Genomic DNA, 26,845 nt, shown 5'->3' on the forward strand with positions numbered 1-26,845 from the left:
ATATTAACCATATATTTGTTTGTAATCCGCAACTCAATAGCGACAATCTATTTAGATTTGGATGTATAGTCGCCATTTTATAGCGGATATAAATATTTTTAAAATGAATGATTATAACCAAGAATTATTTGAAACAATCAAACAATTCAAAAAAATATTTAGACGAGAATATAAATTTTCAACAGTCGCTAATGAGAAAGATATAGTTTCATTTGAAAATAAATTTAAAGTAAAATTACCTAATGAATATAGATGGTTTTTACTAAATATTGCAAATGGAATAGTTAGCAAAAAAGATTGGAATTTTGATAAATTAGATAAAATAAATTTCAATGATTATTGGTATGACGAAGAATACAATCCTGCAGTAAATTTTAAACTCACAAGGAAAGTTATATTTCATAAGCCAAAAGATTTTGGTGATTATCCTTATGAAACATATGTTTGTGATGACACTAAGTCTGATGAGGAATTTTTCTATTTAAATGATGGATTCAAAAGCGGAGTAATTCATCTCTGTGGTTATGGATGCGGAACTTGCTCTATGATTGTTGTAAATGGAGAAGAATTTGGAAATGTTTGGACTGAAGACATTGCGTCAAATGACGAAGTGTATCCTGAATATGATATAGAAAAAAACAAAAGTCGAATGAATTTTAATGATTGGATTATTATGACTTTAAATCAAGAAATAAAAATGCATTATCTCATTTTAGAATCCGAAAAAAGAGAAATAGAATTGAAAAAACAATCAGGTGAATGGGATGTATCTGACCAAATTTTATATTCACTTAAATCTTTATGGAACAAATTATTGAAATAAAACAGCACACAACAGCTACTACAACGGATTTGGGCAATTGGCTTAATGGAAAAATGGTTTTGTATCTGAATGATTTGGCAAATCCGAAAATAGTCTTAATTTACTCCCAAACCCGCTGTAGTAGCAACACGTTGTGTACAATACTAAAAAACGTGTATCTTAAAATAAGTTGATAAAAATTAACATCTTTATTAACCAATCAAATCCCTTAAAATACTGTGAAAAGGACTTTAAAAATATTTTTGATACTTATTTCAACTTTAGCTTATTCACAGAATAGCTCTGAATCTGAAATTTTTAGAAAAATTATTGAACAAGAAATACAAAAGGGTGTAATAGACATATACATACTATGTGAAAAATCTAAAACTACTTTTGACCAAAAAGTTTTTAAAGAAGAAACCATACTTAATGTCCCAAAAAACATATTAAAAGAAATTGAGATAAACGGAGCGAAAGGTAAAAATGAAATGTGGGATTCAGAAATAATTGAACTGCGTAACATATCTCATCATATTAATGAAAATTGTTTGACTAAAAAAGATGCAGAAGGGATATTTAAAAATACAAAAAAAACACAAAACCTAATCGCTATAAGCAAACCTATTTTTGATAATAATTACGAAAATTGTATTGTTTCTATCACTTATTGGAAATTTGCACCAAAATTATACGGAAATAAATATTTTCTAAAAAAAGTTTACGGAGTATGGACAATAATAGCTAAATATGACTATTCGGGTAACTAAACAGTACTGTACACAACACTTGCTACAATAGATTTGGGCAATTGACTTAATTTAAAAATGGTCTTGTATTTGAGATGTTTAGGCAAATCCGAAAATAAGGCATAATTTAATCCCAAACCTCTTGTAGCAAGGGGACGTTATGCCCAATTTTAAAAAGACACTGACACAATGATAACAAAGAACATAGACATATCAATTCCGATTTTATGGGGAAATGAACACTTCATAAAAAATGAATGGGGTTTTATTAATTATTTAGTTGGTGCGAATGGAACAGGAAAATCTTTACTTGCTGAACAACTAAAAAATCACTTTAGCAACAATGGTTATACTGCAAGGTATCTAAATGCAGAAAGACTTATGGGGCTTGAAAAAAATGATATTTCATATTATGGTGGCGCTAGTCTTAAACAAGGATTTAATATTAGCAATTTCAATGATTATAAGACTTATGCAGAAAGGGGTGGATTGTCTTCCTCAGCTATCATAATACTCAAAGAAAGACTTGACATCCGACTTAAAATTGAAGCTTTACTCTCTGATATTTTTGGAAAAACTATAAGACTAGTAGAAGAAGGTGGTTTTCTAAAAGCCAAAATGCAAAATATAAAGGCTGGAGATGAATACAATTTAAGCCAAAGCGAATGTCACGGACTAAAAGAGCTAATAACATTGTTAACTTTCCTATATGACCCAACCAAAAACTGTATAATTTTTGACGAGCCAGAATTACATCTTCATCCACAATTTCAATCCTTCTTTCTTCAAGAAATCAGAAAAGTTGCTGGCGACCCATTGACCGACCCAAGTAAAAAGGTTTTTTTTATTATTACTCATTCTCCCTATTTTATTGACTTAAAAACTCTTGATGATTTAAAAAATATTTTGGTTTGTCATTTAAATAAAGTTCCTACTTATGTAACCGAATTAGATGCAGATGACCAGTTTGTGTTAAGAAAATTCCTGCCGAGATTTAATACGCATCACAAACAATTTTTCTTTTCACCAAACCCAGTTTTTGTTGAAGGATATACAGACCAACAAATAATTTCAATATTATTTGAAAAAATTGGAATAAATATTGGTGCATCGGGTTCTTGCATTATTGATGTTGGGGGTAAAGATGAACTAGGTGTATTTTATAAACTTTGCAAATCATTAAAAATTAACTGTAGAATTATTGCAGACTTGGATGCTGTTTTTAGAGGACGATTAAGACGAGTTGTTTGTGAAGATGAGCGTTCTCAAAATTATGTTCAACAACACGGAATTGGAGCAAATCTTTCAAATGAAATTGGAGATTTAGAAACACATCTAAGCGGCATCGCTACGAGAATACAAAGCCAAGAAACAGCTATTCCACAACTTATTGCACTAAAAACAAAATTAGCTTCATTTACTGCTGATGAAGAACATTCAAAAAGGGTTGCCACACTTTTAACAGTTCTTAAATATGATGCAGAAATCAGAACAGTCTTGGATGCTCCTAATATCGCTAATCTAAATTTAATAATTGGAAGAATGGCACAACTCCATAACGCTTTCAAATCCTGCAATACTTTCATATTTCCAAAGGGTGAAATAGAACACTACTATACTCAATCTGCCATCGATTATTTGAGTATTACGAATAAAGATACTTGGTTTCACAGTGAACGAGATTATATTCTACAAGCTAATAATGCAGAAATCGATGCTAGATATTCAGATTTAATAACAATTTTAAAGGAGGCTGTTCCTGTAATAGAAATTGAAATTAAAAAACACCTCAAGTTTGAAATATTTGAATGGATACATAGAGTACAGACAGGTATTGCTAAAGGAGAAGTTAATAACAATGACGACCTTACTCGAAATGCTAAAATAAACTATGCCTTGTATAACCAAATTTTAGAATTGCAAAATCTGACTATTAACGACAACAGAACATTTGAATGTAGGATAACGATTAGAGAATCTTTAACAGGTACACCATTAGAAGTTAATTTCAATCAGACAACAAATGCACACAATTTCGACATATAGAAAAACTGGGCATAACAGGCGTTTGGCTCAATGGCGGGTGACGTGGTTAATCGAACATTCTACCTCGCATCAATTTTTGTGGTGTATTGACAGTTTTGTGCTCCGAAATCCGCCACTGCGCCAAGCGCCAAACCGTTAGTGGCAACCTCACAGCTAAATTGCGAATTACAACTTTAAGAAATGAATAACCAGATTATAAAAAAGTGTATTGAAGAAAACGAATTGCAATTGAGTTTTTGGGATAAAATCAGTCATTATTGGAGTGTTATATTTGTTTTAATTATTCCGATTTGTTCTATAACTTATAAAATTATAGATGTTATAAATAAAACAGAAAGACCAAGTAGAGACGGCGAAATTTATTTATTTGTAATTCCAATTATAGTTTCTGTTCTATTTTATATATTACAAAAGAAAAGATTGAGTTTTAAAATTGTAGAAACAAAACTGAACATAGACGAAGTTTTTAAAATTACTGAAGAAACAGCCAACGAATTAGGATGGATAATAAATCACAAAACAAAAAAATATTTGACAGCTAACACAAATCCGAAATTTACTTCCGGAAGTTGGGGCGAGCAAATAACATTAATTTTTATTGAGAATAAAATCCTCGTAAATAGTATCTGTGACTTAAACAAAAAAAGCTCATTAGTTTCAATGGGTAGAAACAAAAAAAACGAACTAACATTCATCAATAACATCAAAAGAGCCAGCCACTAACACTTGCTACAATAGATTTGGGCAATTAGCTTAATTTAAAAATGGTCTTGTATTTGGAATGTTTAAGCAAATCCGAAAATAAGGCTTAATTTAACCCCAAACCTATTGTAGCAAGGGAACGTTGGATGCTAGTCTATCAGAAAATTTGCGGTTAAAAAAAACTCAGAAAATCCAAATGAAGAATGACAAATAATTGGGAAGAAATAAAATGGATTTTTGAGCCTGACGGAACTTTAAGAGATATTTATGTAGAAAACGTAGATATTGAAGATTGTAAAATTCTAATCGATTATTTAAATGCAAATCATATTGTAAAATATGGGCCGTCAGATGATAATCAAATTATAAATAAGATTAATAAAGATTATTTAATTCAATTATTGACGGACGTTACAGGGAAATTAGAATTAAAAACTGTGGCAATAATTATTGACGACATAATTATAAATACTCATTTTTTTACAGTTGATGAAATTGAATTCGATATTGAACCTGAAGAGATAAACTCTGTCGAGGATTATGAAAAGGTTTTGAGTTTTATGAATAAAATCAGTCGTGTTTTAAATAAACAATTGATTTTGACGGGCGAAAATCAAATTCAATTTCCACTCGTAACAGTCGAATTCTCAAAAAATCTAATAAAAGCATTGACAAAAAAAGATGCTGAAAAGTTGTGGAAGTAAAAAACCAGCATACAACAGCTACTACAACGGATTTGGGCAATTGGCTTAATGGAAAGTTGTTTTTGTATTTGGGATGATTTGGCAAATCCGAAAATAGAGCTTAATTTAGTCCCAAACCCGCTGTAGTACCAGAACGTTAGCAGAAATTCACCATAACGAGATATCTTTTCTATGAAAAAATATATTCAGTTTCAAATTCTAAATAATGATGATAAATTATCTATGAATAATTTATTGCATCATATCAAAAATGATTATTTAGAATATGGTATTAACTTTAAAATACTTGATGGCTGGTTTATCGAGTTTTCAGATATAGATACACCAATCCGTGAAATAGAGATTAAGAATGGCGAAGTAGCGTCTAGGGCTCCTAATAATGAAAATAGCGGGTTTTGGCTAAACACCAAATTATGCGAAAATGATCTCCAAGTATTTTCTGAACTTTTCGTTATGTCAGAATCAGATTTTGAAGAAACTTGGAAAAGATTTGATAAAATGACTTTTGGTTTCGAAATTGAAATTAAAAAGTTTCACTTTATTCATTTTTTTGATTACAACGATGAAAACGACGATGAAGAAACAGATTATAGCTATTTAAGAACTATAATTAAATATAAAGGAAAAAGAAGGGTATTAAGAATATATTTTCATAATGAAGACGGTGACAATATTATTTCTAGCTACAACTTTTATGATTGCTCAAAACTACAGTTACGTGGACGGTTAGTAGATCATAGAATAGATGAAGATTTATATTTGTATGAATCTGAACTAATAGAATAATGAACTTCTGCTAACACTTGCTACAATAGATTTGGGCATTTGGCTTAATTTGAAAATGGTCTTGTATTTGGGAAGTTTAGGCAAATCCGAAAATAAGGCTTAATTTAATCCCAAACCTCGTGTAGCGGCGGGACGTTAGCAGTAATTTTAAAACCAAGATAGTGAAAGAATTAACAACAAGATTTATAAATGCTAAAAAAGAGTTTATAAACTCAAATGGGTCAGAAAATAGCGTCGAAAATTTGTATGATATAATTTATTTACTAAAAGACATTAAAGACAGAAATTTTGAGCAAAATTATATTCTTGCAGAAATCTACAATTTAGTTGGTGAAAATATATTTGCTTCAAAAATAATTAATAATTCACTCATTAACGCTAAAGGCAAACAAATTGAAAGATTAAAGTCCATTCAAAAAAGAATTGACAATCAACGTAATAATTGGAATGTTAAAATACATAGAGATTTACGTGATTCTAAAATAATTAAAGATTCAACCAAATTAAATATAGAAGATTTTATCATTTTTAAAGAAAGAGACAACACTTATACCATAAAAATTTCTGAAAAAATTAAGAATATCGTGATTCTAAATAAAAAAATGCCAAATGAAAATGAATATGGATATCTGTACTCTGAAAAAGAACCAAATATTTATTTATTACAATCATTAATAGAATACATTAAATGGCTTGGACAAATAAAAGATGAAGTTATTGATTTTTATAATAATTCTAATTTTCGTCATAAGTTAACTAATGTTGGACAAATCTGGTACGACGGTTTAGATGTTTTTGAATTTTCAATTAATGTTGATAATGATGATATTTTTAATACTGAAATTATTTTACTAGATTATCTTCAAAATGATTTTGCTTTCCGTTTAGAAATTGGAAATAAAACTTTGAAAAGTATTAAATATGATCCCGAAATATAAAAAACTACTGCTAACAGGCGTTTGGCAAGATTGCGAATTTTGTAGTAAATTCACGTTTACATTTCGCAAGAAATTTCATCTTTAATAGAAAATATACGGTTCAGAAGCTCGCAACCTCACCAAGTGCCGGAACGTTAGCACCAATTTTATGAAGACACTTATAACGACAATATTCACGACATTACTTCTTACATTTACGACAGTTTATGGACAGACTTATGAGCCATTGGATTTAGCAAAGAAAATATTTTCGAAAGAGACTTTACCAAACATCGAAAATTATGTTTCGGGCGAATATAAAGGAAAACCTAACGGAAAAGATTTACAAAATGGAACCGTTACAAAATTTGCATTACTTGGACAAACAGACAAAACAGCAGTTGTTGGATTGACGGTCTTGGACACATTAGGAAAAGGTTTTGACACATATTTACATTTTGAGAAAGAAACTTCTTGGAAAATGAATGCATTCAGAGCTTTAGCAATGACTGGAATGATTGAGCAGATAAAAATAGAGCTTGAAAAAATGACACCACAACAAGTGGACGAAATGATTGAAAAGTCAAAAAAGAATAAAAATAAGGACTTTGAAATGTTTAAATCTAAAGAAGATTACAATTTTCAATTAGGAAACGTAAAACTTACACTTGAATTAGATGAAAACATTATAAAACATTTCCTGACAAACCAATCAGAATTTGAAAGACTTAAAAACCTTGCTTTAACTCAACTTGAAAAAGAAAAAGTGGATGAAGAAAGAAGTTTGAAACTAATTGAAACCTCTAAAATTGACTATAATAAACTTTTCATTTCCTCAGTTTCGACAGGTGGTTACAAATTAGGAAATTGTATTAATTTTTTAATTGGTGGAATGCTTGACAACTCTGTTGGGTATTTTTATGTAAAAGACAAAAAAGATTTACCCGAAATGAACCTAAGCAGAATAATTATGATTAGAGAAATTGGAAACGGATGGTATATTTACAAGACAACATAAAAAAACTGGTGCTAACAAGTGTTTTGCAATAGTGGGACGAAACTGCAAAGTTCAACAGTTGTTCTTCGGTTCAACATTTGTGCAAAATTGAAATTTTGTGCTTCTTTAGCCCCACCATCGCAAAGCTCCGAAACGTTGGTGGCAATATTTTCGCAACTCACAGAAAAAAAGACGAAATCAAAAATGACAGAAATAAAACTATACAAATCTAACTTGAAAGGAATTAAAATTTTTGCTTTGTGTTTACCTTTTGTATTAATTGGTGTTTGGATGATTTCTGAAAAGCAAAATGGAACTTTTGATTTTTATATGGGCTGGTTTATTGCTTCATTTTTTGGTTTAGGAATTCCAATCAGTATTTTTACTTTGTTGGACAAAAGACCGCAAATAATAATAAATGAAAATGGAATTTGGGACAGGACGACAAAGCAGAACGAAATAAAATGGGAACAAATTATTAAAGCTTATCCGATTGACATTTATAACCAAAAATTTATTTCAATTATTGTTGATGAAACTTATGAATTCAAAAAAAGACAGTACAATTGGGCAGAAAAATTGACTGAATTAATTGGCGCACAAAAATTAAATCTAAATTTAAGTCAATTAAAAATTGACGAAAACCAACTTACAATATTAATAAACAAAATAAAAGACGTTGAAAAAAATGATAGAAACAATCTAATCAGAACATTTCTATCAAATCATAATTTGAATTCAACTTCTGATTTTCAAAAATACTTTTTATACTTTTTAATTATTATAGGTTTAGGTATAATTTCATTAAGTAATTTTTATGCTTTTTGGGCAATAATGATAATAATGGGAATATCAGCATTAATTGCTAAATGGTATAGAGGAACAAGTAATAATTCCAAACTTCGGAAATATTCAGAAAGAATAACATATTTAGGGTTTATTAATATGGTTTTAATAGTGTTAGTTTTCAAAATCTATGATTATACTACAAATAAAATCGGAATTAAAATAACAACCGAAATTGAAAAACATAAAACCAAATATGGTACTTACCCAAACAACTTAAAAATCGTAACAAGTAAAACAGAATTAAACTTAATCCAAAAATATATAGCTGACAAAATAGATTATAAAATCAACGGAAAAGATTACATCCTTGAACTTGAATTTTTAAATCATAACAGAAAAGAATTTGATGCAGAATTAAACGAGTGGAATTAATACTGCTACCAACACACGTTTCAATCGATTTGCGAATTTAGTGGAATTACCGTTTTTAAACCCTATTTTCGTTTAGCCGAAAATACTCGGTTTCAAAATCCGCAAAACGATTGTAGCGCCAGAACGTTATACCTGATTGCTCCTTGGACGAGAAAAACTCGCTTTTAAAACATCTAAAATTAAAAGAACAAAATCATAATGGAAATTCTAACAACATCTTTTTCATTTTTTTTATTGTTGACTCTTATTGTTTCTCCTCTGTTTATAATTAATCAACTAGACAAACTAAAACTGAAAAATAATTTTCTCCTTTACCTAATTTTAGGCATTATTATAACTTCACTTTTAACTTTTTTAATTGGATGGTGGTCAGACTTTTCAAATAAAATTCTCCTTTCTCACTATGGTTATGATTTCGAGGCAATGAATGATGTTGAACGATATAAAAATGTTATCAAAGAAAACTTGGAAAAAGTAAAAGGATTAGAAATAAGTATGATGGGAATAGGCTGGCAATTAAAAGCGATTATGACTTATGTTATTTATTGCCCATATCTTCTTATTGTATATGTCGTATCCTATTTTTATAAAAAAAAAGAAGAAAGTACAAGCATTTTCGTGATAGAATTTGGAAAGCGGAAAGCATTAAGAAATAGGAATCGAAAATTGGAACGTCTAATCTTTCGTGCTTAACAGACCTGTCACAATCAGGTATAACACACGTTTCTAGCTATTTGCAATTTTAGTGAAATTATCGGTTTTAATTCATATTTTCGTTAAGCTGAAAATGCTCTGTTTCATAAGTTGCAAACAGCTAAAGGCGCCAGAACGTTGGGCATCATTGTACCGCAGAAGAGAAAATTCAGTACTTCACAACATAATAAAATATGACATATAAAGATTTCTTAACTAGCTGTTTTGAAGAATTAGAAAAGTTACAAGATAATTTAAATGAGATTTATGATATTAATTCCTTCACAAAATGGGATTATGACCAAGCAAGCGGAATAATAACTCTTTCTAAATCTGACAAAATTCTTAATTTTAGATACTATCAAGTTGGAACATATTCGACTGAATTAAAAACTTGGAAATGGTCTTGGGATAATGAAAATACGACAAAAAAAGTAGCCGTCGATGCTGAAATAATTAAAGGTTTTGGAATTACAAATAAGTATGAGAATTTAATCAATGGCGAATTTGATTCTTATGAAGAAATAGGTTGGGAATTATCGTCTATTTGCATTAATTTAATTGGTGGAATCGGAGTTTATAGACCTTTTTATGACCATTTAAAGATTCATATTGTACTAACAGAACTGATGGATAATGATTTAGCAGATACGGAAAAGAACAAATATGTAGATTGCGAAAATCATAATAGAAGAAGACGAGCTTTTATTTGTCAACATTTAAAAGAAGGAAGCAAAAATGGATTTGAAGAATCTTTTGAAACAGCTGAAGATATGGAGTTTGAATTTGAAGATGACGACTTTGTAGCTTGGTGTAACGAATGTGAAAAAATAAGAATTGAAGAAGATAGTTTAGCAGGAAAGTGTTGGGAACAAGGTAAATTTAAAATTGTTTGTGAAAAATGCTATTTCAAAATTAAAGAAAGTAACGCCTAAAAAACACCGAACGCCCAACACTTGCTACAAGAGATTGGGGCATTTGGCTTAATTTAACTCCAAACCTCGTGTAGCGCCACAACGTTAGCCATTTTAAACACAAATCTGCATATGAAGATATTATTTACAATCATATTATCTATATTTTTTATATCATGTAAAAATGAGCATGAAGATGTATATGAACATGAACATGAAGCATGCGAGGAAGCAGATAAAGTTTCTATAGAAATGAGAAAATTTGATGACTATTTGGTAACTTTATACAAAGAATCTGAAAGCAATTCAGAAAACGTAATTAAAAAATCTGATAGCTTATTTATTGTAAATAAAAAAGAAACTGAAAAATATAAATCTCAAATAAAGTCTAATATTGAAAGCAAATTACACTATTTAAAAGCAGAAATATTTTATAAAATTGGGAAATATAAAGAATCAATCACTGAATTAAACTTTGAAAACAACAAAACTGGAGATGCTGCTATTGCATATGCGGCAAACTATATTAAATTAAAAGATTTCAAGACCGCAAAATCATTTATTGACAGTATTGGTAATTGGAACGGAGATGAATATGCATTGGGTAATTATTATGAAAGTACTGGAAATAAAACTTCAGCGCTTAAAACATATAGAAAAACCATTGAGCAAGATAAATCTAGAAAACACTTTGCTTATTACAAATGGACTTTAAAAAGGGTTGGAGAACTTGAAAAAGGAAAACCTCTTCTTAATGAAATCTTTTTTCCGACTGGAAACCCAAGCTTTGAGATTTGTGATTCTGACAATGAAAACAGAACAAAAATTATGAAACTAATGCAAAACTTACCTGAAAGTAAAGGCTGGAATGGAATTGCAATTTTAGAATCTCCTCAAGAGAATGAAAAAGATTATTATTGGGTTAGAGTTGATATCGAAAAAGGAAAAGAATTCAATTATTACATTTATCAAAAAACTTTCAAAATAAAATTTTTCGACCCAAAAAGCAAAAAGCTGATAGTATTAGAGGATTGGAGAAAGTCAAGAAAAAACGGCTTATAACAGCGGTTTGGCTCAATAACTAAAACACAATTAACATCACGTTCGATTTTCCGCTAGAAAATCTTATCTTAGCAACAAATAATCGTTTCATGCAGTCGCTACTGCGTCAAGCCGCGGAACGTTCGCCACAATTTTATGAGAGAGCCCGTAATACTTGACGAAGACATCAATTTAGAACACAATCTTTGGGGGACAAATTATCTTAAATACAAGGGAGAACTCTTTACGGGAACTCTTTTGTATAATGACACAAATCCTTTTTCTTATACAGAGTATAAAGATGGTGACTATGATGGTGAATCTGTTTCCTATCATAAGAATGGACAATTAGCTGAAACTAGTATTTATAGTAATGGCAACTACATTTCAGGAAAGGAATGGTATGATAATGGGCAAATAAAATATGATTCTATAAAAAAAACAAAGTGGGATAAGGATGGAATAGTTGCATTTGAAAATGGATGCTGGTTTTACAAAAATGGCATTATTAAAGAAAAATATGAGGAAAGCAATTCAACCATATTTAACCCTAATGGTGAGATAGCTATTATTACGGAGTATCATAGCCCTTGTAGTAAAAATATTTTTTATCATAAAAACTTACTCTCATTCTATCCTGAGATTCTGATTGCTCTTTACCCTGAACTTGATTCAAACTCTCATAATCTGAAATATAAAGTTTTTGATTGGATAAGTCAGGTATATGTGAAAAATAGTAAATTGGGAGAAAGATTGCTTACAGAACTTTTTGTGCATCCTATTGCTGACATTCAAGAATTTGCTAAACATTTGTATTCATTTACAGTTAGGAAAAAGAAGGGAGACAATGAAAAAACGTATTGGATGGAATACAATGAAAATTCAAAAGTTGTTTACTAATGATACTAGCTTTTGACACTTATTATTTTGAGAACAAAGCAAAAACTGTTTGTATTTCATTTGACAGTTGGGCAGACCAAAAAAATTATAACGTTCACAGTAAGATAATCGAAAATATTGAAGAATATAAATCAGGTGAGTTTTACAAACGAGAATTACCATCCATAGTAAGTTTGCTCGAAAATATTAAATTCAAAAATATTGAAGCAATTATTGTTGACGGTTATGTGTATTTAGACGACAATGAAAAATTGGGTTTAGGCGGACATTTATACAAATATTTGAAAGAGGAAATACCAATAATAGGTGTTGCTAAAACAAATTTCGCAACACTAGAGAAAAATAAGCGACAACTTACAAGAGGAAAAAGTATAAAGCCGCTTTACATAACTTCTATTGGAATTGACCTAGACAAAGCAAAGAAACTCATAGAAAATATGGATGGACTAAACCGAATACCAACATTGCTAAAAACATTAGATAGACTAACCAAAGAGAAAAACTGTGGCTAACAGGCGTTTGGCAAAAAAGCGGGTTCAGTGCTTAAATGAAACTTTGTGCTTCGTATCGAGTTAAGTGCCGGCTGATAGTTTTGTGCTTCGAAATCCGTTCTTCGCCAAGCGCCAGAACGTTGGCGGTAATTATCCCAAAAACGACTGAATTACAGTAAGCCAACGAATAAATATTTTAGTTATTAGACTATAAAACAAGTATCAATTTTAAGATTATCAATTTTATCATATATGAAAAATATCAGTAAAAATATTATAATAACACTTATCCTGCTGGCATACGTTTTAAACGCTTGTAGTTCTTCCGAAGACAAAAAATATATTTCTCCAACAATTGTTAATTTTCCGGAGAGTGGTTTGTTAGGTCAGCCAATAACGATTAAAATAGAAAATTTTGAAGTTGACAAATTACAGGTCTTTTTTGATTTAGAAAAAGCCCAAATAAATTATAAATCTGATAAAGAGATTGTAGTTATTGTTCCCAGGACAATTAAAAGAAATAACCCAACACTTAAGATTATTGATTTAAATGAAAATAAAACAATACTAGAGCAGGCTTTTTCTTTAAAAAAACCAATAATTAGTAAGTACAGTAGTGATAGTGTTACATTCAACGAAACTTTTACAATTTATGGTGAAAATTTCGATACACTTAAAGATTTTGCTTCGGTAACTGTAAATAATGAAACAGCTACAATTGTTAATATTGATTACAATAAAATTGAGTTGGAAATCCCTTCTAAAATTAGAACTACAAACTTAGAAATCAAGGTCGGAAGTCAACTTCAAGAAGTTACATCAACCCTGCCTTTGTCTTTAAAATCACCCGTGATTTTGGGCATTAATAATAGTATCGTCTGGATTGGAACAGCGCTTATTGTATTTGGAGAAAATTTTAATCCTAATAAAGATTTTGGAGAAGTATTTGTAAATGGTGTTCCATCTAGGTTTCAAGCTGATAATAATAAATTGACCATAGACACTCCTCCGGGTCCCTACAAAGATTTTAAAATTACCAATATAACATACAAAACTGCTGGTTTAACCTATAGCTTTGACTGTTTATTAAATATTAAGAACGATGGTATTTTGGTTGACCATGTCAAAGATGCAAATTTTCAACATCCGGCATTTGTATACAACAACAAAGCTTATCAATTTAAATATAATGACAATGGATCTCATGATTTCAATTTCACATATTCTTTATTAGAATTTTCTTCAACCACCGAAAAGTGGACAGAAATATCGTCTTTCAAATATACGGGTTATCTCAAAGAAGCTGTTTTTGACGGTGAAAGATATGTGTATTTATATAAGCGATCTTTTACAACAAATGAATATTCTTTATCGAAGTTAGATTTAAAGACTTTTATTGAAACACCTATAATTCTCCCTTTTGGAAATAAGGTTTACAATTCTATAATTTTTGCATATCAAAATAATTTGTATTTCCTTAGTGGAATTATTAACAATAATGTAAATACTACCATTATAGATCAAAAATATCGATATTCAGAAGTAACAAACACTTGGACTGTTCTACCAAGTTCTTCATTTTCAGAAATTCCTGCATTAGATAGTAACGGGAATGTTGGAAATAATTATTTATTTGTTGGAAAAGATATTTATATTACAACTTTTAGGGGTAATTATAAAACATACAAAATCACACCTAATTTAGACACTACTGAATATCGATTGTACAATATTTTTTTTACATATTCAAATGCCGTTTTTGGAGGTCAGGTTAATTATAATTCACATCTTTTTAATATCAATACAAATGCCTCTAAACAAGTAGATTTATATTCTTTATCTGGTTTTGGCACCAATTTCTTCACTCTAAATAATGAAATTTATTACAGAGGCGGTTCGATAAGCTATTACCCAAACTCTACCGCTACCTATAAACTAAGAAAAGAAATATTAAATGGATTATACTAAATACAAATACCTACTGATTATATTATTTGCAATTCTTTTTAGTTGTAGCGAGAGTGATGATAGTAACACATTACCTTTGGCAATTACAGTTTCAAAATTTGAAACTTCATACAATCAAGTAAAAATTAACTGGGAGCTTTCAAGACCCAAAGGAGTAATTATTCAGGAATTAACAATTCAAAGGCAAGCAAAAAACAGTGAAAATGAATTCGTTCCATTTGAAAAGATAGCTAATCTACCTTCTAATGAAACAGCTTTTGTTGATAATGAGGTACCCTATAATTCTGAAGTGTCCTATAAAATTGTAATTACCTATGCCGATGAAAGGATATCCCCTGCAAAAATTGCTGTTTTAGAAAGTGAAAATAAAATTTTTTCACGAGATATTGTGAAATTTGACAGAGTTCCTTTTCAAGTTCTAAAAGAACCAAACCAAACTGACGTTTTCCATATATTGGACAAAGAAAGTACCGGCTTTTTAAAAAAATACAATAGCGTACAAAATAAACTAACAGATACAAAAGCTTTTAAAGACGGAAGCTTGTTAAATAATAAATTTCAAATTGTAAACAATAACGAAATATTTCTTGCTGATACCAAAGGTGTTATTTATAAAATAAATAACAATAATTATCAAACAATTGCAACTTACTCCTGCAAAATAACCGATAGATTAAATGCATTTTCAGTATTGGGGAATATAATATATTACCAAGATAAAGATACTTGGTGTTATTATGATATAAATACAGGTATTAATATAAATACAGGTTGGGGGTCAAATGCTGATTATTTGGAACCTTATAATTCAACTAAATTATTTGCTTTATATTGCTATAACGGAAATAACGGGCTAAATATTTTTGAGTTTACCTCTGGAACTTGCACAAGCTCAAGTTGTTCACGTACTTCGTATAATCATTCAAATACTTTACTTCAAGCAAATTCAATCGATGCGAATATATTTGCCTGGAACACATCAAAAAGCAAAATTATCACCTCTATAAATGGTTGTATTTTTAATATCAATGATTTCAAAATTGAAAAAAGGTTGTATGATATTACAGGAAAACATTATTTTCAGTTTGCCTTTGATAACCAAGATAACCTTTATGCGACTGTACAAGGAGAAAAAACTATTCATAAATTCAACCCCAATTATGACCTTATAGAAATAATCAAAACTAAGCTTTATCCATTTTACCCGATGGTTACAAGTAATGGTTTAAAAGTTATTGGAGGCTATGAACCTGCATCCTATTGGAGTTTTGGATATGGTTATAGTTTTGACTTAAATATAAAATGTGCCATTGAAACATTTTAATCCCAAACCTTATATAATTAACCCAAATCTGATTATTAAAACCATTATGAATCTCTATTTTTTTAAAAAAAAGTTTTTATATTCTTTTACTTTTCTATTATTTATTAGTTGCTCTAAAGAGGATGACTTACCTGAAAATTCAGTTTTTGCACCACAGACAGAATTAATTAGCCTAATAGGGAATAATAATCAGTTAACACTAAGCTGGAAACCAGTTATAATAAAAAAATTTATAAGCTATAGCGTTTATAGATTTGAATCCAACACGGATGAGTTTTTTAGTCCAAATATGATTACCAATTTAGGACAACTTATATATCAAGGGACTAATAACCTGAAAGATGTCTATGTAGATAATAAAGTTCCGTTTAATTCATTTGTAGGCTACGCTGTTGTAACAAATTATATGGATGAACACAATAATAAAACGAGTATTACCAGCGTCAATTATCTTTCGTACGAAAATAAAGATTTGTCATTTTCAATAACATCCCTAAAAAAATTAGCCGACGGAAGTTTAAATTTAATATGGGAAAAAGACAATAATGTAGGTTTTGAAAATTATTCTATAGCTGTTTTTGATGGATACGCATCCTATTCCAGTGAAGATATTGTCAGAAATGGAATGATCTTGAAAACTCTTAATGACCAAAAAGATAATACCTTGACAGATGCCAGTCAATATACAAAACAAAAGATCAACTTTGCGGTTATTAAGACTATAAATGGCAAAAAGATACTGAGTAAAAATTTCTTATCCATAGAAAACCCTAAGATTCTAAATTTTAAACCTAGTCAAACACTTAAAAATCCTTTTCATCAAAATGAGATAATTATCATTAACCCGGACGGTGAAATAGTATTTTACAATATAAATTCATTAACAAATAATAAAATAAAAATAGCTGGCAGAATCTTCTTTTGTTCTATCGGAGAATTAAATGGTGTTACTGATTTATACGTTCCAAGTGAAAATGGGAAAGTTTTTGTTATAGATTTAAATTCTTATGAAATTAAAAAAACTATAAACTTATTTACAGATTACGACATAACATCTGCAATAACAATTGACAATCATTTATTATTTATCGAAAAACATCCTTATGCATATATCGGAGGAATGTTTGTATATGACTTTACAAGCAATATCGTTTTAAATAGAAATGGTACATACACCAGTAACCCTCAGTCAAAACTCGTATATGCAAAAGAAAACTATTTTTTCTTCCTTAAAGTGGACGGACTAGAATATAGAAGTACTGGTGTTACTAAATTAAACATAAACGGAAATGAAGTATCTACAGAGACAAAATTTGATGATTATACTAAATTAGACAGTAGATTATTTACCTTATCAGATGATAAATCTTTTTTTATAAGTACAAATCTGGGTTATCAATCTTCTTTAGACTATAAAAATGTATCAACAGTTACAACCGAAAGTTATTCTAAAAACCCTATTTTTGGAGATGCAAAAATTTCTAAAAACAACCTTATTTACTTTTCACATCTAAACAACCCGCGAATTGATGTTTTCGAAAAAAATAACTTTACGTCAACCATAAAACAATATCCCACTACTGGAATCCCAATGTTTATTGAGCTTTTTGAAAATCAAATAATATCGTTAAATCAATTGGGAAACAGTTATTTCATAGAAACTATTTCTCAATAAAAACTACCGCCAACAGGCGTTTGCCGTGATTGGGGCTTTAGTGGAATTATCATTTTTGTTCATATATTCGTTTAGCCGAAAATACTCGGCTTTGCCCCCTAACCTCGGCAAGCGCCGGAACGTTAGCGCCAATTACAACAGAAGATAACCAAACTAAAAAACAAGAAAAGAATGCCTTTTACATTTACCCATCCAGCAATAATTTTACCGTTGACATATTTGCCTCGCAAATGGTTCTCGTTGACTGGGCTTGTAATCGGAAGTTTAACACCAGACTTTGAATATTTTTTAAGAATGAGAGTTAAGAGTAATTACAGCCATACTTTAGAAGGTATGATTTGGTTTGACTTACCATTAGGTTTACTACTTGCTTTTACTTTTCACAACATAGTTCGTAACAGTTTATTTGACAACTTGCCGACTTTTTTAAAGTCAAGATTTTCCACATTTAAACAATTTAACTGGAATCGCTTCTTCTACAAAAATTGGTTGGTAGTGATAATTTCAATTTTAATTGGTACGGCTTCACACCTATTTTGGGACAGCTTTACACACAATCACGGCTACTTCGTTGAAGCAATTCCGAGCTTGACAAAAACAATTGACATTTTTGAAGAACAAATCCCTATTTTTAAAATTTTACAACATTCTAGCACGTTAATCGGTGGTCTTTTAATTGCTCTTGCTTTTTATAAACTTCCAACGCATAGTAGCGTGAATAAAAAAATAAACTTGAAATACTGGATAATTTTTGCAGGACTGACTTTTACAATTATTTCAATCAGAATTTTAAGTGGACTTGAAATTAAGCAATACGGAAATGTAATCGTTACAACAATTTCGTCTGGAATAATTTCACTAATTTTAACTCCATTGAAAACAAGAACTGAAGAATAACTGGCGATAACCAAACCCGCTGTAGTAGCGGAACGTTATGCGTAATGCGCCAAAAAGAACGAATAGACAAACAAACCTTAGTATAAAAAATGAATAACTATGTACTTGTTATTGGCTTGACAACCTCTTGCTCAAATTAAAGTCAATCTAATAACGCTAACAAAGCAATCAACCAAACTTTAATAAGAAATGATACAATCAAAAACAATGAAAATATGATTACTCAAAAAATAACACCTTCAATTTGGGTAGAAACAACAGATGCAAAAGCAGTTGCCGACTATTATCTTTCAATATTTAAAGACGGCAAACTAAAAGAGCACCACAAATACACAAACCCACCAGAAGCTGGAGGCGGAAACTTTGAAACAGCGATTATTGAAATTGCTGGTATGGAATTAAGCATTTTAGCAGCAGGTCCATTTCAAAAATTTAATGAATCAGTTTCTTTGGTTATTAACACTAAAGATCAAGCCGAAACAGATTACTATTGGAGTGCCTTAACTAAAAATGGTGGACAAGAAAGCTCATGTGGTTGGTGCAAAGACAAATATGGCTTATCGTGGCAAGTAGTTCCTGTTGAATATTTTGACCTTATAAACAATGCTGATCCAAAGGTTAGAGAAAAGGCAATGAAGAATACATTGCAGCAAAAGAAAATTATCTTAGCAGAACTAAAATAAAAACTGACCATAACAGCACCTAACAAAATTGGCGGTTCAGTGGTTAAATCAAGCCTTGTGTTTAGTTGAAAGTTAAGTGCTTCGAAATCGAATCGCCACCTTGGTGTAGCGCCAGAACGTTGGTGATAATATTAAAAAATGAAAAATGAAAACCTTAAAAATATTAATACTCATACTATTATCAATCCAGGCAAAAGCTCAATGTTGGAATAAAATTAGTTTGGGATCAATGCATACCGTAGCTCTAAAAATGGATGGAAGTTTATGGGGTTGGGGCTATAATTATCCTGGCCAGTTAGGAAATGGAAATACAAATGCTGAATCAGCTCCAATACAAATTGGAACAGATACAGATTGGAAATTTATTGAAACGGGCTACGCTTTTACTTTAGCAATAAAAAACAATGGTACACTATGGTGTTGGGGAAGTAACTCTCATGGAGAATTAGGAGATGGAACAACTATCAATAGAACAATCCCAATTCAAATAGGTACAGATACAGATTGGAAATTACTTTCAGCTGGCTCGAATCACGTTCTGGCAATAAAAACAAATGGTACATTATGGTCATGGGGCAGCAACTCTTATGGTCAGTTAGGAGATGGAACTACTATTAATAAAACTATTCCAACTCAAATTGGAATTTCCAATAACTGGTCAAGTGTCTCATGTGGATATAATAATAGCATTGCTTTAAAAACAGACGGTTCTATTTGGGGTTGTGGCGGTAATTTTTATGGTCAGATAGGCGATGGTACGATCGTAACAGATTATAATTTACACCAAATAGGGACTGATACTGACTGGAAATCAATATCATGTGGTTTATATCACACCTTAGGAATTAAAAATAATAATAAAATATACTCTTGGGGAATGAATGATGTAGGCCAATTAGGAGATGGATCAAATAACTACAGTAGCAGTCCAATACAAGTAGGAACTGATACGGATTGGTTATCTGTTTCCGCTGGAGGATATCACAGTGCTGGGATTAAATCAGACGGTTCTTTGTTTATGTGGGGAGGTAATGGATCGGGCGAATTAGCGGATGGAACCAATAGTAACAAATCTTTACCGACGTTAATTGGAAGTGATACCAATTGGGAATTTATTTCTTTGGGAATTTACCGTTCATGCGCATTAAAATCAAACAATACAGTCTGGTCATCTGGAAGTTATACAGGAGATGGAACATACTCAACAAGGAATCTACCTACATTAATTAGCTGTAGCTCGTTAACGACTGATCAATTCAATTTGAAAAATTTGATTACTCTTTATCCCAATCCAACAACAGAGATAATTAATATTAATAAAGAGGATCTTTTAATCTCAAAAATTTTAATATTTGATATTTTAGGCAAAAAAATATTGGAAGAATATAAAGGTAGTTCAAGATTAGATGTTAGCCATTTAGATAAAGGAATATATATGATTGAGATACATTCTGAATACAAAATATTTAAAAGTAAATTTATTAAGATATAAAAAACACTATTACTTGCTACAATAGATTTAGGCATTTGGCTTAATTTAAAAATGGCCTTGTATTTGGGATGATTTGCTTCGCCTGTCGCTCGAGTGGCAAATCCGAAGAATGGTCTTAATTTAGTCTCAAACCCACTTTAGTAGCAACACGTTAGCGGTAATGTGAAATGAAAAAAAATATAAATAAAAATATCGTCCTTTTATTAATTGTTATGCTTTGTTTAAGTTGTGACCCGCCACATTCAATTGAATTTATAAACAATGCGGATTCTGAATTGAAAATAAAATTTAAAATAGACTCAACAGTAACTACCTACGATTTAGACTATGCAGAAAATAAAAAAGGAGATTCAATAGTTTTTAATATTAAGGAAAAAGATACAGCAAGTTTAGATTTTGGAATCGGAACTTGGTCAGAATCTGAAATAAGAAGACAAGTTAACTCATTTAATACACTTGAAATTGAAAATTCTGATTTCAAAAAAACTTTAAAAAGTAAAAGGGAAATGGAGAAATTCCTAATTGAAAACAGAGAAGATGGAATTGGTTGGAAAACTAAAATTATAATTGAGGTTAAATAAAAACATTACTGCTAACAGCCGTTTGGCGATTACGTTTTTAGACTGAATTTAAAGATGTTTTTGTATTTTAACTAAAAAATCCCGCATCTTTATTCCAACCTCTTCAAGTACCAAGATGTCAGCAGTAAGTTAAACACATTGCTAAAACAGAATATGATTAAATATATAACTTTCGCAATTCTGATATTCCCGTTTCTTATTAATAGCCAAGCAAAGCTTGACAACAATGTCGCGGTTGATTTTTTCGGAAAAACAGAAACAATTAATCAAGTTACAAAAGAAGCAAAACTCAGAGCTTTTTATTTGAATTCAAATGCAGATTCTTATGTAGCAATGCGTGCCGAAACTTTGGTTAAAAATCAACTTCCCGAAAGTGAAAAAGAGTTATGGAAAAATTATAAAATAATCGCCAGTTTTCAAATTAAAGCTATGGCAAAAAAAGGATTATTTCTTAAAGACTCTATTCAAATAAAATTTAAAAATTATAATGCCTACAAACTGATTTTCAAAGAAAAAAAATCAGAAAAAGAAAGTGCAGAAACTTTGATTTTGTATCTAAATGGTATAACATACATTTTTATTTATTCAAAAGTCCAATCCTACGACATAAAAGCCAAAGAAAAGTTTTTTAATTCCATAAAAATTACCAATTCCGAAAACATAAAGCAGATTGAAAAACCATATAACTATTTCACAGCTTTTGCTAACATGTTAGCATTTGGTCTTTTGATATTTTTAATACGTTGGACAATCAAGCGCGAAAAGAAACAATAGTCTCTTAATAACAACCGTTTTCCCGCAACTGTGTAAAGCGGCAGAACGTTATGATTAACACAAGTAAAGTATGTTCATTTATGTTAAATGAGATGATATATTTGTATATATTTGTAAGAAAAAAATTAAACTACCCTGGGTTATTTAAAAGTTTCAGATGAAAAATAAAATATACAGACTACTATTGTTAACCGTAATTTTCTTCGGATTTAGTTATGCTAATGCTCAGGAATTAACTCTTACCAATCAGCACAGCATCCCATTCAATAATGACTATGTAATTCCCAGGGACGGATTTGATTCTGGTATCGCCTTTGACTCAGAAGGGAATAAAATTGTAGTTGGTAGTTTTTCGGGCAAAAATGTAGCTTTTGACAGCTCACATTTATTGAGCACAGGCGTTGAAGCCAATGGTTTTATTGCAAAATATAATAGCAATAATGAAATAATCTGGATAAAAAGTATCGGCGGGAGTAAACATGAAGAAACACATTCCTCTGTCGATCAGGTAGCAGACGTGCTGGTTGACAGTGAAGATAACATCTACATATTAGCAGATGTAGATTTGTTTGTAAACGATGTGATAGACCTCGATCCTCAGCACACTTCTCCCCAATCCATTATTAAAAATGAAATATACAATGCCTGGGATCACTCATGGAGGTTCAACAAAAATATTATACTGGTGAAATATTCTCCTGAAGGTACATTACTTTTTTGTAAAGAAATTAAAGGAGAAGAACTTTTAAACTCGGGATACAGACTCAGTTTTGCTCAGAACAACAATATTCTTGTAACAGGAAGTTTTGGAGACTATATCACTATTGATTTTGACAAAACCAAGACGTATCCAAATGATGCTGACCTTATTATTGCTAATAACTGTCATACTTCTTTTATTGCCAGATACAGTCGAAACGGAGAATTTATTGATGTTAAAGGTATCGGAGGCGGAGTAGTCAGAGAACTAAATGTTCATTCAGCAGCTTCAGGCAACTTTTACATCACCGGAAATTATCATTCTGGTTCTGGACTTGAATTGTTTATTAATGATGCTACTCCATACAAAACTCCCAAAAGTATGACCATGCAGGATTGTGCCGGAGAGAAAGAAGACATCTTTATTGCGAAATACAATAGCTCAGGGAAAGTGCAATGGGCAAAAACAATTAATAGTATGTTGTATGACAGAGCTACCGAAATACTGACCGATAAAAATGAAAATGTATATGTTATCGGGTGTTTTAGGGGAAGTAGCGTCGATTTCGATTTGAACAATACTTTTGCCTATGATACAAAGGCATCTGCCTCCGGTGGAACTGCTTTCATTGCCAAATACGAACCTGTTAAAGGAGATTTGGTTTGGTTGAAAACCATAGACGGAGGAAATGGTTCCGATGCCCTTACCATGTTTATTAACGGTGATAAAATTGTTGTTGGAGGGCAGTTCGAAGGAAATGTTTCATTGGGTAATCTATCCTTAAATTCAGACAAAACAAATCCTTTCATTGCTATCATTGACACAGCCGGAAACTGGGTAAACGCAAAAAAAATTGATCAGACAAAGTCTTCTGCTATTTCAAAAGTAAAAATAGCTCCGGATGGCACAATTCATTTTTTAGGTTACGTAATTGGAAGCACTAACAATAGCGGATTGCGTAATTTAGATGTAGATGCTCTTTTTATGGGTGAAGCAATATTTGACAAATTTTTGGGTACCTCAACTCCGATAAATGCAAGTTCTGAAGAAATAGCTATTTTCCCTAATCCAACAAGTGATATTCTTTACATAAGTAGTTTGCTGAATATTGAAAAGTTGTATTTATTTGATATAACCGGTAAGCTGCTTTTATCTCATTCTGGGACTAAGCAAATTAACATTAAAAACTTACCAAAGGGGATATATGCAGTAAAAGTTATAGCAGACTCAGGAAAAGTATATACAAAACGAGTTATTAAAGAATAAAAAATCAAGGACAAAATAATTCATAAGACATTGTTTTTTTAAATGACTATACAAAAATCAATCTACATAATTTTCTATAACACCACCAAACAATCAATAAAATGAAAAAATTATATCTACTAACCTTTGTAATGACAATCTCTATGTTTAACTTATTTGGACAACAGAAAAAAGAATCCACAAAAAAACAGTATAAATTTAAAGACTCCGAAAATACGGCTTGCATTGTTTGTAATCATGTGTTAAGTAAAGAGAGATCAATTTTATATGCTGCTCATGATGGTGAAGCTGACTGGCAATTTTTATGCGGACAAGATGATCATACTGAAGAGAATGCAAAAATCATTTCATTAAAACAAGTTACAGAACTCGACCATACTGTAAATGATTTATATGAAATGCCTATAAAAGTGGGTGCTGAAAGGAAAAGTGTAAAAGATAAATGGGAACCCTTTAAATTGCAGGATTAAATAAATTAAAGTTATCAAACTTCACTTCCTTTTTAAACATATTAGGAGCTGTAGACCTTCACAAATATTAAACTAAAAGAGAAAACAGAACAAAAAATAAAATTATCATGTCTATAACAACTGAATTAGAATTCATTGGAATGCAAAAAGTGAGTAACGTTGTTGCTTACACTTTAAAAGAAATGAAAAATTATGCTAAAGTTGGTATGACAACGAAAGAACTTGATGAATTTGGAGGAAGTATTTTAAAAGATTTCGGAGCGAATTCAGCACCTTTTATGACGTATAAATTTCCGGGATGGACCTGCATAAGCGTAAATAACGAATTTTGTCACGGCATACCTTCTGATAAAAAAATACTTAAAGAAGGTGATTTAATAAACATTGATGTATCAGCAGAGCTTGGTGGTTTTTGGTCTGACAATGGAAATTCATTTGTGCTGGGCAAGGATATTCATCAACATCAAAAATTAGTTGAAGCTTCAAAAGAAATACTACATAAAGCCATTCATACTATTAAAGGCGGAGTAAAAATTGCAGACATAGGGTTTCTTATGGAAAATGAAGCTAAAAAGAGAGGTTATAAAGTTATTAAAAACCTTGGTGGCCATGGAATTGGAAGAAGTTTACACGAGCAGCCTGATGAATTATTAAATTATAAAAACCGATACGACCAACGACGATTTAAAAAGAATTCTGTAGTTGCTATTGAAACTTTCATTTCAACAACTTCATCATATTCAGTCGAACTTAATGACGGATGGACAATGGTAGGTGACAAAGGAGGATTTATGGCCCAGCACGAACATACAATTGTTATTACTGACGGAAAGCCCATTATACTTACAGAAATGAATGGGGTTTGGAATTAATAAATCCCGTAACGCTAATCTAAAAACAGAATTTAATTTGGCATCAACTATAAAGCTATTAATTAAAATGAAAAGAAGCGGATTTAAATTCCTTTATCAAAAACATTTATGAAATCATGCTTATAACAGAGAATTAACCATGGAAGAAGGATTTCAAAAAGCAAAAGGGCGCAATAAAATTCTCATTCAGAAACGTTTGGGTGAAGTTGAAATCGAACAAATCAAAAAACATAAAAACTGCCCCGAAATTGGGTTGTGGCACATCAAAAATAGAAATCTGGATTTTTTAGAGTCACTTCCAAAGCTTAAATCTGTAGAATTATACGGTGTTCACACATACAATTTTGATGCGCTGGCTAAAATAGATACACTGGAAAGTCTTTTTTTGAACGCTATTAAAAATCATGAAGATTTATCTTTTATCAATCAGTTGTCACAAATTATAGAACTTGATTTGCTGTATCTGCCCAAACTTGAAAAATTCCCTGATTTAGGCAACTGTAAAAACCTGAAACGATTACGAATTTGGCAATGCAAAAGACTTACAGATATTCAGTCTCTAACTTTAATACCAAATCTTGAAGAATTTGAAATCGTAGATACACCGCAAGCTCCCGATGATTTGGAATTTCTAATAAAAGCACCCAACATAAAATATGTTTCAGGACAGTTTGGAGGAATTAAAAAAAACAACCTGTTTGAAGAATTGCTCAAAAAGCATGGAAAAGAAAAATATGGATCAACAACCTGATAACTATTATTTAAACAAAGCAGAGCCAAATAAGAGCTGTCTGCTTGCCTTGCGGAGCATTATCCTCAAGCAGGATACAAACATCACTGAGACCAAAAAATGGGGAATGCCTTGCTTTTGCTACAAGAAAAAAATGTTCTGCTATTTATGGACAGATAAAAAAATAGATAAGCCCTATCTTTTGATGGTTGAAGGAAAATATCTTGATCATCCTCAGTTAGAAGAAGGAGACCGTACACGAATGAAAATTTTCAGAGTTAACCCAAATGAAGATTTACCCATAAAAGCTATTATAAACATTTTACAGAAAGCTTTAGACCTGTATAAAAAGGGAACAATAAAAATCAAAGAATAAAAGATACCATTGAATCCTGTTCCATTTTGATTATTTACTCAAAACATATTAATTTCAAGTTTCATAACTTTAAT

27 protein-coding genes are annotated in these 26,845 nt (G+C 30.6%); all 27 read left to right on the forward strand.

The features are described from left to right. Positions 1–103: 103 nt before the first annotated feature. The 27 genes from GXM16_RS17670 to GXM16_RS17800 all read left to right on the forward strand — a co-directional run bounded on the left by GXM16_RS17670 (position 104) and on the right by GXM16_RS17800 (position 26,771). Entirely contained in the window at positions 104–823 is a 720-nt protein-coding gene (locus GXM16_RS17670) for an SMI1/KNR4 family protein (RefSeq protein ID WP_163395820.1), read from the forward strand. Between the two features lie 218 nt (positions 824–1,041). After that, entirely contained in the window at positions 1,042–1,572 is a 531-nt protein-coding gene (locus tag GXM16_RS17675) for a hypothetical protein (RefSeq protein WP_163395821.1), read from the forward strand. 168 nt (positions 1,573–1,740) lie between these two features. Beyond that, positions 1,741–3,597 (forward strand): ATP-dependent nuclease, encoded by a 1,857-nt coding sequence (locus GXM16_RS17680; protein ID WP_163395822.1) that lies wholly within the window; start codon positions 1,741–1,743, stop codon positions 3,595–3,597. 180 nt (positions 3,598–3,777) lie between these two features. Then, complete coding sequence (locus GXM16_RS17685) at positions 3,778–4,320, forward strand: hypothetical protein (RefSeq protein WP_163395823.1); 543 nt, start codon at positions 3,778–3,780, stop codon at positions 4,318–4,320. A 182-nt stretch (positions 4,321–4,502) separates the two neighbouring features. After that, positions 4,503–5,003 (forward strand): hypothetical protein, encoded by a 501-nt coding sequence (locus tag GXM16_RS17690; RefSeq protein ID WP_163395824.1) that lies wholly within the window; start codon positions 4,503–4,505, stop codon positions 5,001–5,003. Positions 5,004–5,174: 171 nt separating this feature from the next. Beyond that, the gene (locus GXM16_RS17695; RefSeq protein ID WP_163395825.1) at positions 5,175–5,789 is read left to right on the forward strand and encodes a hypothetical protein; all 615 of its coding nucleotides are present in this window, start codon (positions 5,175–5,177) and stop codon (positions 5,787–5,789) included. Positions 5,790–5,950: 161 nt separating this feature from the next. Continuing rightward, entirely contained in the window at positions 5,951–6,727 is a 777-nt protein-coding gene (locus tag GXM16_RS17700) for a hypothetical protein (RefSeq protein WP_163395826.1), read from the forward strand. Positions 6,728–6,875: 148 nt separating this feature from the next. Beyond that, positions 6,876–7,724: a hypothetical protein gene (locus GXM16_RS17705; protein ID WP_163395827.1), complete on the forward strand. Its 849-nt coding sequence runs from the start codon at positions 6,876–6,878 to the stop codon at positions 7,722–7,724. A 183-nt stretch (positions 7,725–7,907) separates the two neighbouring features. After that, positions 7,908–8,924, forward strand: a complete 1,017-nt coding sequence (locus GXM16_RS17710; protein ID WP_280115146.1) for an STM3941 family protein — start codon at positions 7,908–7,910, stop codon at positions 8,922–8,924. Positions 8,925–9,122: 198 nt separating this feature from the next. Beyond that, positions 9,123–9,617 carry a hypothetical protein gene (locus GXM16_RS17715; RefSeq protein WP_163395829.1) on the forward strand — a complete coding sequence of 165 codons (495 nt, stop codon included), beginning with the start codon at positions 9,123–9,125 and terminating at the stop codon, positions 9,615–9,617. A 194-nt stretch (positions 9,618–9,811) separates the two neighbouring features. Further along, entirely contained in the window at positions 9,812–10,552 is a 741-nt protein-coding gene (locus GXM16_RS17720; RefSeq protein WP_163395830.1) for a DUF6882 domain-containing protein, read from the forward strand. Positions 10,553–10,663: 111 nt separating this feature from the next. Continuing rightward, positions 10,664–11,593, forward strand: coding sequence for a hypothetical protein (locus GXM16_RS17725; protein WP_163395831.1), 930 nt, complete (start codon positions 10,664–10,666; stop codon positions 11,591–11,593). Positions 11,594–11,728: 135 nt separating this feature from the next. Further along, positions 11,729–12,472, forward strand: coding sequence for a toxin-antitoxin system YwqK family antitoxin (locus tag GXM16_RS17730; RefSeq protein ID WP_163395832.1), 744 nt, complete (start codon positions 11,729–11,731; stop codon positions 12,470–12,472). Further along, complete coding sequence (locus GXM16_RS17735) at positions 12,472–12,984, forward strand: endonuclease V (protein WP_163395833.1); 513 nt, start codon at positions 12,472–12,474, stop codon at positions 12,982–12,984. The genes GXM16_RS17730 and GXM16_RS17735 overlap by 1 nt, the downstream gene beginning before the upstream one ends. Positions 12,985–13,215: 231 nt before the next feature. Further along, positions 13,216–14,931 carry an IPT/TIG domain-containing protein gene (locus GXM16_RS17740; RefSeq protein ID WP_163395834.1) on the forward strand — a complete coding sequence of 572 codons (1,716 nt, stop codon included), beginning with the start codon at positions 13,216–13,218 and terminating at the stop codon, positions 14,929–14,931. Continuing rightward, positions 14,918–16,255: a hypothetical protein gene (locus tag GXM16_RS17745; RefSeq protein WP_163395835.1), complete on the forward strand. Its 1,338-nt coding sequence runs from the start codon at positions 14,918–14,920 to the stop codon at positions 16,253–16,255. The genes GXM16_RS17740 and GXM16_RS17745 overlap by 14 nt, the downstream gene beginning before the upstream one ends. Before the next feature lie 289 nt (positions 16,256–16,544). After that, positions 16,545–17,930: a hypothetical protein gene (locus GXM16_RS17750; RefSeq protein WP_163395836.1), complete on the forward strand. Its 1,386-nt coding sequence runs from the start codon at positions 16,545–16,547 to the stop codon at positions 17,928–17,930. 171 nt (positions 17,931–18,101) lie between these two features. Next, positions 18,102–18,827: a DUF4184 family protein gene (locus GXM16_RS17755; protein ID WP_163395837.1), complete on the forward strand. Its 726-nt coding sequence runs from the start codon at positions 18,102–18,104 to the stop codon at positions 18,825–18,827. Positions 18,828–19,042: 215 nt separating this feature from the next. Further along, positions 19,043–19,510: a VOC family protein gene (locus GXM16_RS17760; protein ID WP_163395838.1), complete on the forward strand. Its 468-nt coding sequence runs from the start codon at positions 19,043–19,045 to the stop codon at positions 19,508–19,510. A 145-nt stretch (positions 19,511–19,655) separates the two neighbouring features. Beyond that, positions 19,656–21,002 (forward strand): RCC1 domain-containing protein, encoded by a 1,347-nt coding sequence (locus GXM16_RS17765; RefSeq protein ID WP_163395839.1) that lies wholly within the window; start codon positions 19,656–19,658, stop codon positions 21,000–21,002. A gap of 167 nt (positions 21,003–21,169) precedes the next feature. Then, positions 21,170–21,583, forward strand: coding sequence for a hypothetical protein (locus GXM16_RS17770; RefSeq protein ID WP_163395840.1), 414 nt, complete (start codon positions 21,170–21,172; stop codon positions 21,581–21,583). A gap of 153 nt (positions 21,584–21,736) precedes the next feature. Further along, positions 21,737–22,357: a hypothetical protein gene (locus GXM16_RS17775; protein WP_163395841.1), complete on the forward strand. Its 621-nt coding sequence runs from the start codon at positions 21,737–21,739 to the stop codon at positions 22,355–22,357. Positions 22,358–22,514: 157 nt separating this feature from the next. Beyond that, positions 22,515–24,323 carry a T9SS type A sorting domain-containing protein gene (locus tag GXM16_RS17780; protein ID WP_163395842.1) on the forward strand — a complete coding sequence of 603 codons (1,809 nt, stop codon included), beginning with the start codon at positions 22,515–22,517 and terminating at the stop codon, positions 24,321–24,323. Positions 24,324–24,424: 101 nt separating this feature from the next. After that, positions 24,425–24,793, forward strand: coding sequence for an immunity protein Imm33 domain-containing protein (locus GXM16_RS17785; RefSeq protein WP_229684381.1), 369 nt, complete (start codon positions 24,425–24,427; stop codon positions 24,791–24,793). Positions 24,794–24,900: 107 nt separating this feature from the next. Further along, positions 24,901–25,665, forward strand: a complete 765-nt coding sequence (map, locus tag GXM16_RS17790) for a type I methionyl aminopeptidase (protein ID WP_163395843.1) — start codon at positions 24,901–24,903, stop codon at positions 25,663–25,665. A 139-nt stretch (positions 25,666–25,804) separates the two neighbouring features. Then, complete coding sequence (locus tag GXM16_RS17795) at positions 25,805–26,416, forward strand: hypothetical protein (RefSeq protein WP_163395844.1); 612 nt, start codon at positions 25,805–25,807, stop codon at positions 26,414–26,416. Further along, positions 26,385–26,771: a DUF1801 domain-containing protein gene (locus tag GXM16_RS17800; protein ID WP_229684382.1), complete on the forward strand. Its 387-nt coding sequence runs from the start codon at positions 26,385–26,387 to the stop codon at positions 26,769–26,771. Before GXM16_RS17795 ends, GXM16_RS17800 begins: the two co-directional genes overlap by 32 nt. Positions 26,772–26,845 lie beyond the last annotated feature (74 nt).

Source organism: Flavobacterium limi, from assembly GCF_010645075.1.
Taxonomy (GTDB): domain Bacteria; phylum Bacteroidota; class Bacteroidia; order Flavobacteriales; family Flavobacteriaceae; genus Flavobacterium; species Flavobacterium limi.